This window comes from Sporotomaculum syntrophicum (genome assembly GCF_009932395.1).
Taxonomy (GTDB): Bacteria; Bacillota; Desulfotomaculia; order Desulfotomaculales; family Desulfallaceae; genus Sporotomaculum; species Sporotomaculum syntrophicum.
Window position 1 is genome coordinate 450,947 of sequence record NZ_LSRS01000002.1, and the last position, 17,050, is coordinate 467,996.

Sequence of the window (17,050 nt, forward strand, 5' to 3'; positions counted from 1 at the left end):
GGGCTGGGGGTTGAAGTACCCCAGAGCTGGCCAGTGTACCGGCAAAGCCAAGACCAGTGAGTTATGACCCCAAAGTGGCTTTGACGGCACTCTGGCCGACATGCACAAGACCCCAGAGTCAGAGCATGCACGTTCAATCAAGCCACACATGACCAGGCCGACCCAAAAGATATGACCCCAGAGCTGGGCCTGGTGATGTGTGGCTTCCTTTTGGAGGCCCCAAAGGAATACATGCAAAGACCCCAAAGCTGGCCAGTGTGCCGGCAAAGCCAGACCGGTGAGCTATGACCCCAAAGCGGCTTTGCCGGCACTCTGGCCGACACACAAAACCTCGGAGCCAGAGCATGCACGATTAATCAAGCCACACATGACCAGGCCTGACCCCAAAGATTTGACTCCAGAGCTAGGCCTGGTGATGTGTGGCTTCCTTTTATATTGAAGACCCCAGATTCACCCAAAAGCCATAACCACGAAGTTGACCATCACAAAGCAACACAAACACGATAAGTATTCACGATTTAGTAGTAAACTAATAAGCTCTGAACATCTAGTTCAGAGCTATACTAAGGATTCAAGGTGTTATACACTTTTATAGCGCTTTCTAACATTGTGATAGCTTTGGGCAACTGATCCCACATTCTCTGAAGAAAGGTTAATCTTAATGTACCCTCTTCGCTTTTCTTTTTTAGGTCTCCTAAAATTTCTGTAGCATCTTGTACTTCATCTATACTAAGTCCGGGAATTGTTTTTATCTCACTCAATAATTTTTCGTATGTTTGAGCTTCTTGTGCTCCCCAATTAACGGTTTGGCTTACAGAATCGCCCATGTTAACTGCGCTTCCATTGATGACATTCCCCGTAATTTTCATTTGTCGATCATTGATTTCAATCACACCCCCTTCATATACATTTATAGCTAAAGCCTCTGTTAGTTGACTAATAGATTTTTCGCCAGAAAAAGATAAAATTAAGCCATTACCATCGTTAGGCAACTTGTCCGATTTTTTTTTTAAGTTGTTGCCGATAATCCTCATTAAAACGGAAGGCAACAAATGTTCTATCAGGATCGGCTTGGTACTCTTCCCCACAATTGTGGCAAGTAAAAAACTCTTCTTGATCTATATATTCATTTAAAGGAAACGTCTCACCTTTATGGTTATTCGGACAAAATAAAATTTTATATGGTGTTAAATAGTACGGAGACTTTGATATAAGATAATTGAACGTCTCATAATAAAAACTCCTATCCAGACCGATGGCGATTAGTACATTATTCACAGTAAAATCAATAATTGGAGAATTATTAAGAGCCCACTGTTGTAAAAGTTCATCGATTTCAACAACGGGCAACATTTTAAACACTCCCTTCTAGAATTTGTTCACCTGCAGTAATTCGTTCCTGAGTGGTATCAACATATCCTTGGGCTTTCTTTTTTTTGTTTCTTTCCACGTATACTATAATAAATGCGTCAAGAATCTGATCTATCACTTTTTCTGAAACCAAACCAGAAACAAATTTAAAACCACCGCTTAAAATATTTATTTCAAATACAACATCAAAATCAACTTGTCCTACAGGATCCGTGAATTTCAGTGTACATGTTTCATCCAGAGTATCATCCGTAGATAATTTCAATTGGCTATTAATAAGATTTAGTATTTCATTAAAGGTTTTGTCTTCCCTTAAGTCAACATCCTTAATCCCTTCTAACCGCATGCTACCAACTGTACTAGGTATTGCTATATGCGAGGAAGATAATTTCGCAGAAAGGAGTTCAGAAATCCTTTTCGCTTCTTCCTTTGTAACAGAAGTTAACCAAGCCCACTCTTCCTTTTGCATCTTATTGGGAAATCCAAGTAAGTCCATTATAAATTCCAGGTAATGATGTCTCACATAATAACTACACCTTAGCTCAACTAACTGTTCACTGAAGTGAATTACTGCAGACGTCACATATGCATACGGTTCTCTAGCGCTTTTCCACCCGCGTTTTCGGTTTGTGTATTTTTCTTCAACCATTCTAATAAAAACATCGGCCCCATCTTGAATTATCCCGCACAGTTTAATTTCCGATGTGTATTCCGGTTCCCAAAAAGTACCCACTTGTTCCCGCAATATTTTCTTCTCCTGAATAAGTTTCTCGATAAACTTTTCAGCATTAGCAGATGAATTGGGGAAGATTCGTTCTGGTTTACACATAGTTAATGCTTTGGTACCTTCAGCAAAACGAAATTCTTTATCGAAATATTGAAGTGTATCAGTAAGACCAGCCTTCTCTAATTCATTGATCAGCTTATCTAAGGGCTCGCCTCTGAACTTGATCTTCTTTTGTTTACAAAGAGAACCTAGGATTCTTTTGGGAATATGATACATTCCCTTGTACCTCCGAATTAATGTAATTAAGTAATATTTAGGAGAAATGTATCAAGTTATCATTACCTCCTGCCCATAATATACCACTTTTTTAGCATAGAAGACGTAATAATTTGTCGAAATATATTTATTTATAGATCCCGTTACTGGTATGCTATTTGCTTAGTTCCCGTTTTCCGAGAGTATAACGCCAATATATTAAAGTAGGTAAGGCTATGCACGTAAACCATCTAAATTAAAGCATTTTCCAGCACTGGGGCGGGAACATCATAAAAGGCGCAGCCACTGTAAGTGCAGTCACAAATCCTGTAACTAAGACTGGATATGCGGTGCGACCAAAAAAAAGTCGCCTTAGCGCCCCACCTTCGACAGCTGCGCGCTGCGCGCCGCCGCTGCCAGCCCCAGCTCAGACATAGCCGCAAAAGCGATGTGCTTGCAGAGCACCCGCGCTTGACAGCATCCTCGCAGCTGCACCGCGCAAAGTACCGCCTACCCCGCTGCCCGATAACCAACATGTACCTCTTGCTGCCATGCAGTACGAAGCCTTCAACCAGCCCCTCCTGCCGCACTTCACACTGCCACTGCCAACCAGCCTGCAAACCCGCCAGCGCCCTGCCGAACCTGCCATCATCAACTTTGCCTAATAGTCTCCTTAACATTTTTCTCCCTTCACTTTACCCTTGACTTGCTGCAATAGCCCGGGCTGGCCGCCGCACGGACAGAGCGCGCGGGACTAACACGTCGCGACGACGGAATAGGCCTTGAGCCGCCGGACCTACTTCGATACACTACCCCGGCGTAAGGCGATGTATGCTGAGAAGAAACGGGTGGAGAAGACAACCGTGGAACATTAAAGCCCCCCGGTCCCCATGAATGGGGGCGGGGGGCTTGGGGGGTTGGGGGTTGAAGAACCCCCGAGCTGGCCAGTGTACCGGCAAAGCTAGGACCGGTGAGTTATGACCCCAAAGCAGCTTTGCCGGCACTCTGGCCGACATGCACAGGACCCCAGAGCTAGAGCATGCACCTTTAATCAAGCCACACATGACCAGGCCCGACCCCAAAGAATTGACCCCGGAGCTGGGCCTGGTGATGTGTGGCTTCCTTGTACTATATTGTCCGAAAATAAACTATCTAAAATGCTACTCATAGTATGTAGACATATGAGTAGCATTGGTAAAAATATATATATGAGAGAATTACGCAAACCAAGTATAAAAATTAGACAAGTATTAGCTAAGAATATACGTGATTTACGCCAATCAGCAAACCTGTCGCAAGAAGAATTTGCTGAACTTTGCGGCCTTCACCGTACATATGTGGGAGCAGTTGAACGTGCCGAGCGAAACGTCACCTTAAGCACATTGGAAGCATTTGCAACAGCTCTTGGGGTTTCAGTGGCGGATTTGCTTAGAGAAAAAGGAGTGACACATAATGGTTAGCCTAAATCCTCACCGCTTTGTCGAGGCAATTTCGCAAAGCGGTTTGTCAATTTATGACCCGATTGAAATTGGTGATCCTGATATCTGGATACCTACACCAGAACTTGAATTTCTGTTAAATGAAGGTTTGAGAGGTATCTCTCTGGCAAACTTACCCATAAGAACTCGATCTAAAGTAGTAAAACAGCAAGTGTGCAATTCGCTAGGCTATCCTATTCCGAAATCTTTTAAGAAAACTCAGCCTAGATTTCCAGGTCAATCGTTTGATATCTATGTCCAAAAGTCCAATAATCTTCAAATATGGAACGAAGAAGTATCTATAACCCGCCGTTATGTACTAATTCAAGTCGCCTCTAATAATATAATAACTAACGTTAAGGTCGTTACCGGCGACATTCTCGCTGATCTTGATACAACAGGAACTCTTACACAAAAATACCAGGCCCGGTGCATAGTTGGCAACCAGCAAGCAGAGCTTATCTCGGCCAGGGATACAGGCATTATAAGTCCTTTTGTATCTTCGACTGTGGACCTCCGTGCCGTTACTACGCCGATCAGCTACCCCCAAAGAGGACAATTGCTTCCCATAGACACCATATTTCACCGGCTGAGTGGATTAGTGGGTACAAGCTTTGAAAATGTTGGCTTTGATCAGGAACGCAACCGAGGTGCCGCACTGCATCAACTTGCATGCAATACTCTCGGTTTTAGCACCTATCAGGATGATGGGCGTTTTCCCGACATACGCCATCAACTACTTGAAATAAAGCTTCAAACATCGCCAACAATTGACCTTGGCTTAATTTGTCCTAATAGTGTTGAAGCCCTTGACGTTCCTAAAATACAAGGACAGCAGATTCGCCATTGCGATGTTAGATATGCCGTATTTTATGCGCAAATAGAGGATAAGCATGTGACATTAACACACTTATTTGTAAGCACAGGTGAGGATTTCTTCAGTAGATTTCCACAATTCCAGGGTAATGTGCTCAATAGGAAACTTCAAATTCACTTACCGGCAAGATTTTTTTCAACGTAACCCAAAAGCCACCCATACTAATCTATCAAGTTCTTTTGCCAATATATCGGCCTTTTGTGTACCAATGCAATTATAAATCTCTTTGGCCATTTCTATGATTGCTATTCCAGTAGGGCTTTTAGGGTCTGGAAGCGGAAATTCATTTACATATTGCGTTATGAAGCGTCGACGCTTAGCATAAAGCTTATTATTGAAACGATAATCATAAAATGTCTCAATAAAAGTAGAATTACCTACTGCTACAGCAAGCCAGAGAAGGTCCGTTTGATCTGATTTTTTACTTATTAACCAGTAACAATCACCATTAACCACGGAACCACTCTGGTCAATCCAGAACGTGGGTTTTTCTGAAATATCCCGGAACACCAGTTTTATATTGTTCCAGGCAGATGGATCGTGTGGTACCCAAATTTCGTACCACTTGCGGCCAGTATCAGTGACATATTTACGCTCCTCCAAAACTGCACGATGCATCTCAAGATATATACGGTCTCGTTTGTAAAAAGATAAATCTACAGCTTGCCGTTTCCCATTAACCACCTCATGAGGATAAAGAATTTGGTAACTTTTATTTCCTAATTCTAGGGCCTTAAAGCGCCGTGCGATGTAATGATTCGTTAAAGGTCTCAGCAATTCTGGACGCTCATTATTAAAAAAATGTTGCCAATCTGATCGAATGAATACTTTATCAGCACATGTTTTAACCCCAACACGGATCTTACCAATATCTTGGAAAGTATTCCAAGTATGAGCATTTACCGTGGCTAACCATGAGTCACTTGTCTTTGTGGCTATACGCCATACCGCATCGCGTGGCCCGCTTATGTTTAGATAGCCGTGTTGTACCAAGAAACACCTCCCATCTTCAAGCTTCACGTGTCCCTCCATCGAAAGAGCTTCCACAGGGTTTTGGGCATAGGATTCACTAGTGCTGTTAGTTTCATAGATGGAAGTGAAACCAGGTTTTTCGGACACGAGCTGACTATTGCAACCCTCTAGTAAAAGAACGGAAGGAAGTACAGCAGCATTGAAAATTTTTGTGTCTCCTAAATCCCATATATAACGAATGTTAAAACGATCTCTAATTAATTGACGTACGAACGCACCAGACTTTGTGGTCATAAACCGGTTAGATACGATGATGCCAGCGACTCCTTGTGCTTTTAGCACCTGACTAATACCTACAATGAAGGCATGGTATAAGTCAACGCGACCCGATAGTTTAAAGTGCTGCGCAAGCAACCTAGACTGGTTTGCACCAAGAATTTGGGTCCTTACGTAAGGAGGGTTAGCAATAATTAAATCGTAGCCTTCATCAGAAGAGCTATGTTGATCCATTTTTTCATAACGTTTTAGAACAAATTCAAGAAAATCCTCTGTGTAAAGGTGCAAATCTATGTTTGGGAACTTTCGCTGTAACCTGTCCATAGTAAAGTTGAGAGCCATCTGATTAGTTTCGAATCCTACGACCTCAATCTGTAAGATATCTTTTTGTGTTAATAATTCCAATATACTGTTTAAAAGCTCGCCAGAACCAACCGCAGGATCAAGTATCCGAATTTTATTTTTTAAGCTGAGACATTGAGTTGTTTCAAGAATTTTCTTTGCAACAAAATCTGCAAGTATTTTAGGAGTGTATGTAGCACCAATGGCTTTTTCATGGGTAATTGTATTATATCTCCCATTTGGTAACACTGGGTAAGTCATATCTGTTCCCATCATCTTATCTCCTCAATAACTTTATATTGCTACTTATAGTATTCATTACCCTCCTGTATGTGTCAAGAGTATAGTTAGTCTTTTTTTAAGCGCATTAGCATACTACATGGAATCTAAAAACATAAAACATTTTCTTTAAGTCGGGCCGTGTCTCTTGCATATAATGACATGTTTTATTTATATTTATATCGCCCATATACCGGTTTACCGGATACTTCTTAGCATTGGCTACTACCTTTTCCCGTATTGCCGTGGACAGATCTATTCCAGTGGAGTTAGCCAGTGAGAGGCAATAAATAACTACGTCAGCTAGTTCCTCCCGCACCCGCTCATCTGGTATATCGGCAGTATCGGTACCATCAGTCCATTGCAACAACTCCATTAACTCGGCAGCTTCAATGGCAATGGACATGGACAGATTCTTAGGTCGTATGAACTGGTTCCAACTGCGCTCTTCCACAAAAGCGGCTACAAGGTCTTTGAGCTGCTGAATATTAGTAGTTATATCAGACATTGATAAACCTCCCTGATTTATAGGTAATACGTATTTTGTCAGCTGGTGGTTTTATACAGCAATCGTATTTAAATACTGTATTTCTTTTTTGTACCTTTATTTTAATTGATAATTACTCCAGCTTAGTTGTTCAGTCCTCAATTAATTTTTCATATTATCGGGACAATACTTTGTCACAAACAACAAAAACCAGGTAATTTACCTGGCTTAAAAACATTTATTTCCTTTTTAAATATTCAGGCTGCGTATGCACGTCGTGATGATAAAAATTGAATTTACAGGATAGATACCGTTTTCATAGCTAATCAAAGGGATAAGAACTTATTTTATCAACCAACCCAACTAGCGTATTCACCAAGTCTCACATCAACATGAGTAAAACCAGTATACCTCCCCAAACCGGGAAAACCTATCTTTTCAGAGACTGCCGCAACTTCAAGCGGGGCTGCGTGCGCCACTACAATATCCGCCGCATTACCCAACAAGTGCTGGCTCTGACTGGCGCCGCCTACTGCACGGTTGTGTACTGCACAGCGGTAACCGGAGGTGATAACTATCGGCTTACCGCCCAGGCACTCGCGCAGCTGCTCCAGCATTTGCACCAGACAAATGTTCACCCGCACCATGTGGCAGCAGCGGCAGGCGAATTCTGCTTCGGCGAAATGCGGACTTAGCTTGCGCCCGTGCTGAGGCCGGTGGGGCAGCAGTAGCTCCAGCGCAGCTTGGACTTGCTGGCCCGCCCTTCCATCAGGCTCCAGCCCGCAGTAACGTTGCAGTTGTACAACTGACCGCCGGGTAAGCGGGCCGAAGACGGCATCCGCCGGGCCGGGGTCAAAACCGGCAGCTGCCAACCGCCGCTGCAGTTCCTGTACTTGTGTACCCTTATCTCCTATTTGCATCTATTTCCCCCCCAGCTACAAACGCCCCTGTGCACGGTACATTTCCCGGCCGCCTTCTACAATTTGCTGCACCTGCTCCACGTCTATATTCGACTGCTTGGCCACCACCATCGTCAGCAAGGTGATCGATTTTTCCAGGTCTCTAATCAGCGGCTCCAGCCGCACCAGCAGGTAGCCGGCCACCACCATTGGAAACCCGTAATTCGCTGCCAGTTTCATGACTTCTTCCATAAGGCATCACTCCTTCGCCAACTGTTTATGAGTACACATATCCACATGTTGGCGCCCTTCATCGTGTTACTATTGCTATTGTAAAGTTTATTTTGCTAAATACCTCGCATTAATAAAATAGGGATAGCTCTTACCACGCTATCCCCACTTATCTTATCGTTAATTCCCTACTGCTCATAAAGGACATTGACGGTCCTGTCGATAATCTGTGCGCTGTATTTGGCTACAAGGTTGCCGCCGGCAGTATTGAATATGTTTTTGGTAATAATCTGATCCATCGCAGTGACCACTTCCGCTTGGGTCAAAGTATCCTTGGGGTTATCCAGCGAAATAGTAGTCCGGGTCCCGGCCTGATTAACAAAAGTCATCTGTAAAGTTTGAGTAGCAGCCATACCGGCACCTCCTTTCCGTTCAACTTATCGTGTATAGTTAACTAATTTTTTTTAGCCATTGACGGTATTGCAACGGGACTAATGCCCACCTTTATATTAAATGGCTTCTTCCAACACTGCGCTGTCCACGCGCAGCACCGCCGTAAGGGTATACTCCTGTAATTCGACCAGGGCCTGGGCCACATCGAAAATGTCCTGATCTGCAGCGTCGGTTTTTACGTTGCTGAGGCTCTTGGTGCGGTAAATAGGATCACCATCGCCGTCCAGCCCGGTTTGAAATTGCATCCGCAGTAGCGTGCCGCTGGGGATCTTTTCAACTGCCATTTATTTCACCTCCCCCTCTTTACTTAGTTATGGCCGGCGGGGGGCCGATTCCCCGCCGAACAATAGAAAAAGGCCGAAAATTCTTTCGGCCAATTTAAAGGTAACATAGAAAATTGCACTAATCAAGCAAAATATGCTAATTGGAGCCTGTTACTGGGAATGTCGATTGTTCATTAAAGAAAAACATCATACGTTTTATTCTTGGCACTCTTGATATTTCGAACTACAGTGATCTGCTCTTTTAAAATATGTCGTTCAGTATTTTTTCCGCTTCTTCCTTGGTTTTTCCCTCGGCCATTATTTCTTCGATCATTTCTTTCTTTATTGTTTCGAGCATTTTTTGTTCCGGCTCCTTGCTTTTTGCCATTTGTGGCAGCTTCTTTCTCTTTATTAATATGTTATTGTAGCTCTTTCATTTCCGCCTTAGTCGCCTTCTTAGGCTTAACCTTCCCGCCCGTTTATGCCCGTTCTCCGGTGACGGTGTGCAACGTATCATTAGGATAGCTCTTTGTTGTCAACTTCCAACTGTCAAAGACACATTCCCTGATATTATCCACAGCCCCAACGGTATATCTAACCCGGCACCTTATACCTTCCTCTATGTATACGGTGTCGCCTTTTTGGCCGGTGCTAATTTGGGGCAGCAGCCGGGCTATGGCTGCTCTATCCACCGGGCGCAGCCCCAGTACCCGGGCCAGGGGCCTGCCGTTTTCCCCCACTAGCAGCTGGCCGCTGCCGGGTGAGTAACCCAGTACGTCCATATCACGATAATAATAATTCTTTATCTTTTGCCACAGCTTGCGCCGGCCGGGGTAATACAGCGAATCCTTGGGCTTGGCTATGATACCTTCCAGACGGCGGTCAACTACCTGGTTAAAAAGCAGCGTTCCCTGACCTTCTACATAAATGTTCTTGGTGAGCAGCGGCCCGTCGGCCACCGTTTTCTCCAGTAGACTTTTTCTCTCCAGCAGCGGCAGCCCGGGCAGTTTTTGCCCGTTAAGCTGCAGGATATCAAAAACAACCATCGTGGCGGGCAGCTGCCCGGCCAGTTGGCCTGCCTGGTTAGGGTTTGCGGAAAAACGGCGCATCACCCTGGTAAAGTCCGGCCGGCTGTTATTCATAATGACCAATTCGCCGTCCAGGATGATGTTGTCTACTCCGGGGAGGCTCAGGCCGTGGAATTCCGGAAACCGGTCGGTAATTCGGTTGCCGGTTTTGGTGTACAGCTCTACTCTGCCGGAGCCAAATTTTGCGTGCAGGATTAGACGGATCCCGTCGGCCTTGAGTTCAAATATATACTGGTCATCGTCAAAGGGTGCCTCCCCTTTTAAAGCCAGCATGGGTTTTATCCTGGTAAATAGCATGGCCCGGCCTCCCGCTGTTTGATTAATTATTAACAGGTGAGGCGATGGCTTGGCAACCGTTTGTTTTAAGCAAGGGAGGAACTTTTTAGTATAGTAACAAAATTACCTGTTTTAAAGTGTGAAATGGATATGCTATATGTCTCAGCTGGCGCAAGACAATTGAAATTAAACCGAAAAGTTAACTTTTTATAACAACAACTAGATAAAAATAAAGAACCACCGGAAATTCAAAAAGCATTGCTAGAAGCAGAAAAAAGCGGGGGCTTAAATAAAAAATCACAAACTAAGATCTATGCCCTTCTCAAAAAGCCTTGGTAATTGAGAAAAAAGCGACCACTTCCTCGCGGTGTCGCCCCCCAAAACTTTGACCTACCTACTATAAACACAGCAAAAGGTTGGGAAAAAAGGAACGTATCCTATGCTCCAAATTCATTACCAGGAACCGGAGGCAGATTACGCACTCGGCGGTCTCTTTCAAGCGTGCCATAATACGGGCCAGGCTATAGCTGCGCTTCCCTTTTCCAAACTTGGATTCAACGGCATTACGCTGGCCTGCGTCCTGTCACTCAAGACGTCTTTGCTCTTTCTGTAAAATCTTATCAACTGATGGCAGGCCCAACAGCCTTGGCCCTCTTAGGCGCATATTGTGCAACAAAGCAAGAGAAAAGCCTGATGCATTCCTATCTTTCCAATTCATTATTAACCTATTTCTATCCGACCAAGGTATTTTTATGATATTATCCTCATACTTGCACCTAAATTTACCATGTTGTGTTTTAAGCACGGTTTGGCCCCGATTGGCAACGTAGCCTAGTAGCCTAACTCTGCTAATATACTTGTTTCGCCATCAAATATGTAACAGTTATAGGCATATTATTCAAGGTATAATCACTTGATTGACCAAACGGCTGCCCATTAACAATAATATAATTGCCTTTTAATTTACTTGTTGTCCCAAAATAGTCAACTGCAACAATATCAATTCCGTTGCTTATCAACATTTGGGTGAACCCGGCTATTTCTTTGATGTAGATAATCCTACCGCTAATTTGCACGTTGATTCCGTCATACTTAAAAGGTGCCTTGGCCAGTTCACTTATACTTATTTTTTGGTATTCATTTACAACCGGTTGGTAATTTTCAATTGTTAACGGCGGTTGTGGTGCGGCTTTTTGTGTCTCATTGTAAGATTTTAAATGTTTGTCAGAGAAATACACCCGATTGGCGGGCAAATCAATTACGATGCTTTTTTCGAGTTCGACTAACGCGCTATAACCTCCCGTACTATCGTATACGGCCCTCCAGTATTTATCATCCTCAGGGTCGGTAAATACACCCCAGAATGTGCAGAACCATTGGCTACTTTCGTATTTTACTATAGCGTATAGGGAATCTGCAGCCATATTAAGGGGTTCCAGATAAAAAACAAAATAGGACTTCCCTTCAAAAATTGTAAAACCACAACGGTTAATTACAGTTTTTAAATCGCTTGAGGAATTACCTTTTACCTGGTTATGCACTGCCTCCGCCGCTCGGAGTATTTCATTACTCACGATTAGTCCTTGGGATAAGGCCTTGCATACCAGGCTTTGGTCACGTTGGATTAGATTGCTGGACTTGATATTGATCTTAGCCCTAGGGCTATTTAGGGATATGCCGGTTTTTGGATCCCAAACGACTTCCGCCCCCAGGGATTCCGCACATACCCGTAAAGGTACATATAAAGCGCCCTTATAGTTGAGTACGGGCACAGGTAGATCTTTCTCTACGCCATTTATAGTGGCAAGAAAACTGTTTTCCTTAAATATAGTGGGAGAAGTTGTGTTTAGCCCCACGCTCTTATCTGCTTTATTCCAGGTTACTTGATAACTAAAGGCCTCGGATATGATCCTTATTGGTACCATTGTTATTCCTCCGAGTGATATGCCACTTGCCTCGTTTGCAGTAGCCGAACTTGGGCATATCATGCAAAAAAACACCAAAAGTATTGCTGTATATTTTTTCATTTTAAACCCCCCGCTATAGATATCGAATAGCAACTAGAGAAACATTTTTAGGAGCAATAATTTTTGCACCATTTTTTTGCCACTATAGGCTTTATACCGATGTGCCCCTTAGGAACCAAGGGTTTGCATCGATGGTTAAAATTATACCGTAAACAATATAAATATTACTCTACAACGCACAGCCAGTAGAGCTTTAATACGTTCAAAAATATATGGTATACGAATATTAGTTATATGCCCACCCAGTTGCATAGCCTCTGAAGAGGAAATAGTTTTTCCTGCGTAAACTAAACCATTATCCGTGTCCCATTTATTCAATACAATGGTGGCACTCTCTATATCGCAATCCTTGCAGCCTTTATCACAATCTAAGCAAATCTCGAATACTAACCCCATATTCAACGCATTGTCTATGGCTATTAAATAGCGATCGTTTTTATTAATTAAACCTTGTTTGAATCACCAAAAATCCCAGTCTTGGTGATATTGCAGATCGTAATTTTCGCAGTTTTTTGGGCCCAAACCACGCTCAATTTTAAGCCCAGAGAATAATTCTGTCATGGTTAGAGAAACCTGGGACGTAGCGTGTTGATATTGAATGTGCCAACCATGACGCAAGGAAATTAAATTTTGCCTGCCGATGGTGAACTGTGCTCTTTGTTCCTTTGTTAACGCTTCCGCTAATTCCTTCCCTAATTTGGTGCGCCAAATCGAATCCTTTATGGTTAAAAATCACTATGTTTTAACCCTGGATACTCCATATTTGCCCCCTCCCGATAAATAAGTATTAACTTTAAAAATGAAATAGCAACGCAAAACATGATGACCGTTTCAACGCTGCGTTGCTGTTGCTAGCTTTCGACAAACCTACAGGAAAACCCTACCATAACAAAGTATTTTAAGAGAAAAATAAAGATCCACCATCTCCATTTCAACGTGGATAGCCTTAACTATACGGTGGAGATAAGTGGAGGTAATAAAAACACCTCCAACCTAGAATAGCCAACATATGGGGCAAGCCATTTATAGGATCAAGGGCCATAAAAAAAGACATCAACGACATGAACATTGGCTTTAAAGTTAACAATTAGCGAATACAACGGTATATGTGGGAAATGGGCATCCGGGTTATCTACCCGGGCCCCAATTTAAGCAAACGAAACAGGGACCAATACGTCTACATGCTAAGGAATGTAAAACCAGCCCACCCCAACCACATTTAGGGAATTGACATTGCCTACGTAGCCATGCAAGGCTGCTGGATGTACCTCGTAGCTATACGCTATTCTTTTAATTGCCATCCAATTCTTAAATGGTATAATTAGTTGTAATACTATGGAATTTCCAATTGCAACATTATGGATTTTAACTTGCAACTCAAAAAATAACTTTGTGGACAATATATCCCATTGGAATTGATTACCTAGAAACGAAATCATATGAATAAGTGGGAAATTTAAAGAAAACCTCAATTTATGAGGGAGGAGGGGGATAAAATGAAAAAGGTTTTACAAATCACAGGTTACATATTAATTGCAGTTGGAGTTATTTTTATATTAATTCAAATTCCCGCTTTAAATGAAGAACGAACGGATATGGTGTATTGGCGAGAAGCTGCTGCTGAACATTATGATAATAATCTTATTGAACAACGGTATTTATCAGTAAGAGGCATTTACATTACTCATGTAGGAATTACTTTGGGAACATCAGTAGCCGTTGTTATTTCAGGCATTTTCTTTTTAGCATTAGCAAAAATAATCGAATTACTTACTGATATTAATTCTAAAATGAAAATGGTTTTAGAAGATGATGTTTTAGAATTAATAAATGATTAATTCGGAGGGTCATCAGATGCTAGTGAATTTAAATTGTCCAGTTGAATTACTAGAATACCAACTTTATAAAACGAAAAGTTCAGAAAAAGTTTACTGTTCTTTGATTATTAATAATGTGTCAAACAAAGTTGTTAAAGGATTGAAAGCTGAGATTTACTGTTTTGATCAATTTGGTGATCCGATAAATAAAGCAGAAAATAGCTTTAAATGTAAGATAGAGTATAAAAACGGATTATATCCAAAACAAAACCGAAATTCTGATAAAAAAATATTATTATCAGATTTCCCGAATACAAGAAAAATTGAGGTTGATATAACGAAAGTTCTATTTGATGACAACACTGTTTGGGATAAGGGGACTTCTCAAATAGAAAAAGTTGAATTAACAGGCATTGAAGATAAAAGGATTTTGGCATATGTAAATCATATAATTGGGAATGATGCAAAATACTTTGCAAAAGAAGAAAAGAATAGATGGATATGTGTTTGTGGAAGGTTAAATGAGGAATATGTAACTAAATGTAAACGTTGTGAAAGAGAAAAGGATTATGTTCTTACGAATTTTAGCAACGAAAATAAGATCTGTTCAGACTTTAAATTATATGAGGAAACACGTCTAGAAGAATTGCAAAAGCAGGCTATTGAAAAAAAGAAAAAAACTATAAAATTTGCCCGAATTACGGGATCTCTCTGTGTTTTATTCTTGGTAGCAGGATTCCTGGTTATAAATGTTATTATACCAGAAGTGGCCTATAAAAAAGCATTATCTTTAGCTGATGCAGGAAAATATAAAGAATCTATTACGGCTTTGGAAAAGTTGGGGGACTATAAAGATTCTAAATTAAAGATAAATGAAATTACCTATAAGAAAGTCTTAGTTCTTGCTGATGAAGGAAAATATAAAGAGGCTATTACCACATTAAAGGAATTAGGGGACAGTAAATACTCAAATTCCAAAATAGGTGAAATTGCAAAAAAGGCGTATTCGCAGGGGAATTTAGTACTGGCATGCTATGCTTGGAAAGCCATTGGTGAATACAATCAAATAAGTAAGTATGGTGGTTTGATAAAAGCAGGTTTTTGGCATACAGTTGGCTTGAAAAGCGACGGGACCGTGATGGCAGTTGGAGACAATATATATGGGAAATTAAATGTATCTGACTGGCAAGACATCGTTGCTATAGCGGCAGGTAGTGGTCATACGGTCGGCTTGAAAAGTGACAATACAGTGATTGCAGTTGGATACAATGAGATAGGGGAATGTAATGTAGCTAACTGGGTAGACATTGTTGCCGTTATGGCGGGTAGTCGTCATACGGTCGGCTTGAAAAGCGATGGAACCGTGGTTGCAGTTGGAAGTAATGATTTAGGTCAATGTAATGTATCTGACTGGCAAGACATCGTTGCTATAGCGGCAGGAGGTATTCATACAGTTGGCTTGAAAACGGACGGTACGGTGATAGCTGTTGGATACAACAAGTATGGGCAATGTAATGTATCTGACTGGCAAGACATCGTTGCTATAGCGGCAGGTTATCTTCACACAGTCGGCTTAAAAAGTGACGGCACGGTGGTCATTGTTGGAGACAACGAGTATGGACAATGTAATGTATCTGACTGGCAAAATATAATGGCCGTTGAAGCAGGGTCAGGTAGTTTTCATACAGTTGGTTTGAAAAACGATGGCACCGTGATTGCAGTTGGATATAATGAGTTCGGGCAATGTAATGTATCTGACTGGCAAGACATCGTTGCTATAGCGGCAGGTGGTCTTCATACAGTTGGTTTGAGAAACGACGGGACCGTGATTGCAGTTGGTGACCATGATTATGGGCAAAAAAATGTTTTAGACTGGCGCATTTTCTAACTGTAGTAGAAAAATTATGGCACAGCATTTTGGGGTTGTTTCAATTTTATGTAATGTAATTAATTTTTTTGATGCAAGACTAAACCCACAAAGCATGGTGATGGTTTAACTACAGCCGGAAGGATAGGACAAAGCTGGAGATTGACCCGAGCGTCCGGACTGCGGGCTAAACGCTGAAGCCGGTTCTGCTTAAATGACCGGTTTCTACTCTTCATCGGCAGCCCTAAAAAAGGATTAAACTCAATTACCCGACTTTCAAGATAATTCGGCGAACTTCAGCCGGATAAAGGTGGCTAAAATAAGCCCGGTTCTCTGTCTATGATGTATAAATCCGTGGATACTTTTTTGTCCATTTCCCGCCAAACTCCTCAACTGAGTAACATATCAGGACTTAACCTTTTAATTTTGCCTATACCTTTTAATTGCTCCTTGGTTGCCAACCAAGAGGGGTGCAAAGACTGTGATAATGGAGGCGAAGGCAAGACAGACTATCTCACACAACAAAATCTACAAACGAAAGAAAGGCCTTCCGCAGCCAGCCCATGACAGCAGAAAGCCCTTATATCAAACGGTTTCTGCCTCTTTGCCAACCGGCATTAGGGTAAGAACCGCTTATTTGCATTGTATCAAAGACGGTACGAACATAGACCTGTTATGAAATACTGGCGGTTTGTTTATTGAATTGTTTCCGAGAACTGATTAAAGCTACAAATTGCTGCTGACATGTTTCCGAGAACGGATAATTCCATAAAAACCATGCTCGACCTATTCCCGGGAACGGGAAAACAACAACCAGGCCGCCAGTTTTGCCCGCGGTCCCACGCGCGCTACCATGCACGCCCATCTACCTGATAAGGAAGCCACACATCGCCAGTCCCAGCTTTTGAGTCAATTCTTTCGGGTCGGGCCTGGTCATGTGTGGCTTCTATTGTACCGTGCATGCCCTGCCTCTGGGGTTCTGTGCATGTCGGCCAGAGTGCCACTGCTCCGCTCCGCTGCGCAGCGACACACTGGCCAGCTCACGGGTCCTTCAACCCCCAACCC

At 42.4% G+C, this 17,050-nt stretch carries 17 protein-coding genes and 1 pseudogene; 4 read left to right on the forward strand and 14 right to left on the reverse strand.

What is annotated here, in order from left to right:
• Window positions 1-563 precede the first annotated feature (563 nt).
• From SPSYN_RS04515 to SPSYN_RS04530, 4 genes are all read right to left on the reverse strand, one after another.
• The gene (locus tag SPSYN_RS04515; RefSeq protein WP_161821295.1) at window positions 564-992 is read right to left on the reverse strand and encodes a hypothetical protein; all 429 of its coding nucleotides are present in this window, start codon (window positions 990-992) and stop codon (window positions 564-566) included.
• The gene (locus SPSYN_RS04520; protein ID WP_161821296.1) at window positions 985-1,353 is read right to left on the reverse strand and encodes a hypothetical protein; all 369 of its coding nucleotides are present in this window, start codon (window positions 1,351-1,353) and stop codon (window positions 985-987) included. Before SPSYN_RS04520 ends, SPSYN_RS04515 begins: the two co-directional genes overlap by 8 nt.
• 1 nt (window position 1,354) lies before the next feature.
• The gene (locus SPSYN_RS04525; RefSeq protein WP_161821297.1) at window positions 1,355-2,374 is read right to left on the reverse strand and encodes a hypothetical protein; all 1,020 of its coding nucleotides are present in this window, start codon (window positions 2,372-2,374) and stop codon (window positions 1,355-1,357) included.
• Window positions 2,375-2,604: 230 nt separating this feature from the next.
• A complete protein-coding gene (locus tag SPSYN_RS04530) occupies window positions 2,605-3,033 on the reverse strand; it encodes a hypothetical protein (RefSeq protein ID WP_243152906.1) in 429 nt (142 codons plus the stop codon).
• A gap of 501 nt (window positions 3,034-3,534) precedes the next feature.
• On the opposite strand from SPSYN_RS04530, the gene SPSYN_RS04535 reads away from it, so the two are divergent.
• Window positions 3,535-3,813, forward strand: coding sequence for a helix-turn-helix domain-containing protein (locus SPSYN_RS04535; RefSeq protein WP_243152907.1), 279 nt, complete (start codon window positions 3,535-3,537; stop codon window positions 3,811-3,813).
• Window positions 3,806-4,852 (forward strand): restriction endonuclease, encoded by a 1,047-nt coding sequence (locus SPSYN_RS04540; protein WP_161821298.1) that lies wholly within the window; start codon window positions 3,806-3,808, stop codon window positions 4,850-4,852. Before SPSYN_RS04535 ends, SPSYN_RS04540 begins: the two co-directional genes overlap by 8 nt.
• Here the strand turns inward: SPSYN_RS04540 and SPSYN_RS04545 are convergent.
• The 10 genes and pseudogenes from SPSYN_RS04545 to SPSYN_RS04585 form a co-directional block, all read right to left on the reverse strand.
• Entirely contained in the window at window positions 4,844-6,574 is a 1,731-nt protein-coding gene (locus tag SPSYN_RS04545; RefSeq protein ID WP_202623720.1) for an Eco57I restriction-modification methylase domain-containing protein, read from the reverse strand. The two genes, SPSYN_RS04540 and SPSYN_RS04545, sit on opposite strands and share 9 nt — an antisense overlap.
• A 91-nt stretch (window positions 6,575-6,665) precedes the next feature.
• Window positions 6,666-7,085: a MazG-like family protein gene (locus SPSYN_RS04550; protein ID WP_161821299.1), complete on the reverse strand. Its 420-nt coding sequence runs from the start codon at window positions 7,083-7,085 to the stop codon at window positions 6,666-6,668.
• 329 nt (window positions 7,086-7,414) lie between these two features.
• A complete protein-coding gene (locus tag SPSYN_RS04555; protein ID WP_161821300.1) occupies window positions 7,415-7,984 on the reverse strand; it encodes a D-Ala-D-Ala carboxypeptidase family metallohydrolase in 570 nt (189 codons plus the stop codon).
• A 15-nt stretch (window positions 7,985-7,999) separates the two neighbouring features.
• On the reverse strand, window positions 8,000-8,215 hold the full coding sequence (locus tag SPSYN_RS04560; protein WP_161821301.1) for a YvrJ family protein: 216 nt from the start codon (window positions 8,213-8,215) through the stop codon (window positions 8,000-8,002).
• 167 nt (window positions 8,216-8,382) lie between these two features.
• Entirely contained in the window at window positions 8,383-8,607 is a 225-nt protein-coding gene (locus tag SPSYN_RS04565) for a DUF2922 domain-containing protein (RefSeq protein WP_161821302.1), read from the reverse strand.
• Window positions 8,608-8,703: 96 nt separating this feature from the next.
• The gene (locus tag SPSYN_RS04570) at window positions 8,704-8,931 is read right to left on the reverse strand and encodes a DUF1659 domain-containing protein (RefSeq protein ID WP_161821303.1); all 228 of its coding nucleotides are present in this window, start codon (window positions 8,929-8,931) and stop codon (window positions 8,704-8,706) included.
• A 241-nt stretch (window positions 8,932-9,172) separates the two neighbouring features.
• Entirely contained in the window at window positions 9,173-9,298 is a 126-nt protein-coding gene (locus SPSYN_RS16155) for a hypothetical protein (protein ID WP_279279239.1), read from the reverse strand.
• 91 nt (window positions 9,299-9,389) lie between these two features.
• A complete protein-coding gene (locus tag SPSYN_RS04575) occupies window positions 9,390-10,295 on the reverse strand; it encodes an ATP-dependent DNA ligase (RefSeq protein ID WP_161821304.1) in 906 nt (301 codons plus the stop codon).
• A gap of 376 nt (window positions 10,296-10,671) precedes the next feature.
• Window positions 10,672-10,842 (reverse strand): annotated as a pseudogene (locus tag SPSYN_RS16415) (transposase); the annotation flags it as partial.
• Window positions 10,843-11,122: 280 nt separating this feature from the next.
• Window positions 11,123-12,199 carry a copper amine oxidase N-terminal domain-containing protein gene (locus tag SPSYN_RS04585; RefSeq protein ID WP_161821305.1) on the reverse strand — a complete coding sequence of 359 codons (1,077 nt, stop codon included), beginning with the start codon at window positions 12,197-12,199 and terminating at the stop codon, window positions 11,123-11,125.
• Between the two features lie 1,598 nt (window positions 12,200-13,797).
• On the opposite strand from SPSYN_RS04585, the gene SPSYN_RS04590 reads away from it, so the two are divergent.
• Window positions 13,798-14,139, forward strand: coding sequence for a hypothetical protein (locus SPSYN_RS04590; RefSeq protein ID WP_161821306.1), 342 nt, complete (start codon window positions 13,798-13,800; stop codon window positions 14,137-14,139).
• Between the two features lie 16 nt (window positions 14,140-14,155).
• Entirely contained in the window at window positions 14,156-16,006 is a 1,851-nt protein-coding gene (locus SPSYN_RS15910; RefSeq protein WP_243152908.1) for a hypothetical protein, read from the forward strand.
• The last annotated feature ends 1,044 nt before the right edge of the window (window positions 16,007-17,050 follow it).

Bases quoted from the DNA above. Each gene is read 5' to 3' on its own strand.
- SPSYN_RS04585 (WP_161821305.1), bottom strand. From the start codon at position 12,199: ATGGTACCAATAAGGATCATATCCGAGGCCTTTAGTTATCAAGTAACC.
- SPSYN_RS04545 (WP_202623720.1), bottom strand. From the start codon at position 6,574: ATGATGGGAACAGATATGACTTACCCAGTGTTACCAAATGGGAGATAT.
- SPSYN_RS04560 (WP_161821301.1), bottom strand. From the start codon at position 8,215: ATGGAAGAAGTCATGAAACTGGCAGCGAATTACGGGTTTCCAATGGTG.
- SPSYN_RS16155 (WP_279279239.1), bottom strand. From the start codon at position 9,298: ATGGCAAAAAGCAAGGAGCCGGAACAAAAAATGCTCGAAACAATAAAG.
- SPSYN_RS04590 (WP_161821306.1), top strand. From the start codon at position 13,798: ATGAAAAAGGTTTTACAAATCACAGGTTACATATTAATTGCAGTTGGA.
- SPSYN_RS15910 (WP_243152908.1), top strand. From the start codon at position 14,156: ATGCTAGTGAATTTAAATTGTCCAGTTGAATTACTAGAATACCAACTT.
- SPSYN_RS04520 (WP_161821296.1), bottom strand. From the start codon at position 1,353: ATGTTGCCCGTTGTTGAAATCGATGAACTTTTACAACAGTGGGCTCTT.
- SPSYN_RS04555 (WP_161821300.1), bottom strand. From the start codon at position 7,984: ATGCAAATAGGAGATAAGGGTACACAAGTACAGGAACTGCAGCGGCGG.
- SPSYN_RS04565 (WP_161821302.1), bottom strand. From the start codon at position 8,607: ATGGCTGCTACTCAAACTTTACAGATGACTTTTGTTAATCAGGCCGGG.
- SPSYN_RS04575 (WP_161821304.1), bottom strand. From the start codon at position 10,295: ATGCTATTTACCAGGATAAAACCCATGCTGGCTTTAAAAGGGGAGGCA.
- SPSYN_RS04540 (WP_161821298.1), top strand. From the start codon at position 3,806: ATGGTTAGCCTAAATCCTCACCGCTTTGTCGAGGCAATTTCGCAAAGC.
- SPSYN_RS04535 (WP_243152907.1), top strand. From the start codon at position 3,535: ATGAGTAGCATTGGTAAAAATATATATATGAGAGAATTACGCAAACCA.
- SPSYN_RS04530 (WP_243152906.1), bottom strand. From the start codon at position 3,033: ATGTTAAGGAGACTATTAGGCAAAGTTGATGATGGCAGGTTCGGCAGG.
- SPSYN_RS04570 (WP_161821303.1), bottom strand. From the start codon at position 8,931: ATGGCAGTTGAAAAGATCCCCAGCGGCACGCTACTGCGGATGCAATTT.
- SPSYN_RS04525 (WP_161821297.1), bottom strand. From the start codon at position 2,374: ATGTATCATATTCCCAAAAGAATCCTAGGTTCTCTTTGTAAACAAAAG.
- SPSYN_RS04550 (WP_161821299.1), bottom strand. From the start codon at position 7,085: ATGTCTGATATAACTACTAATATTCAGCAGCTCAAAGACCTTGTAGCC.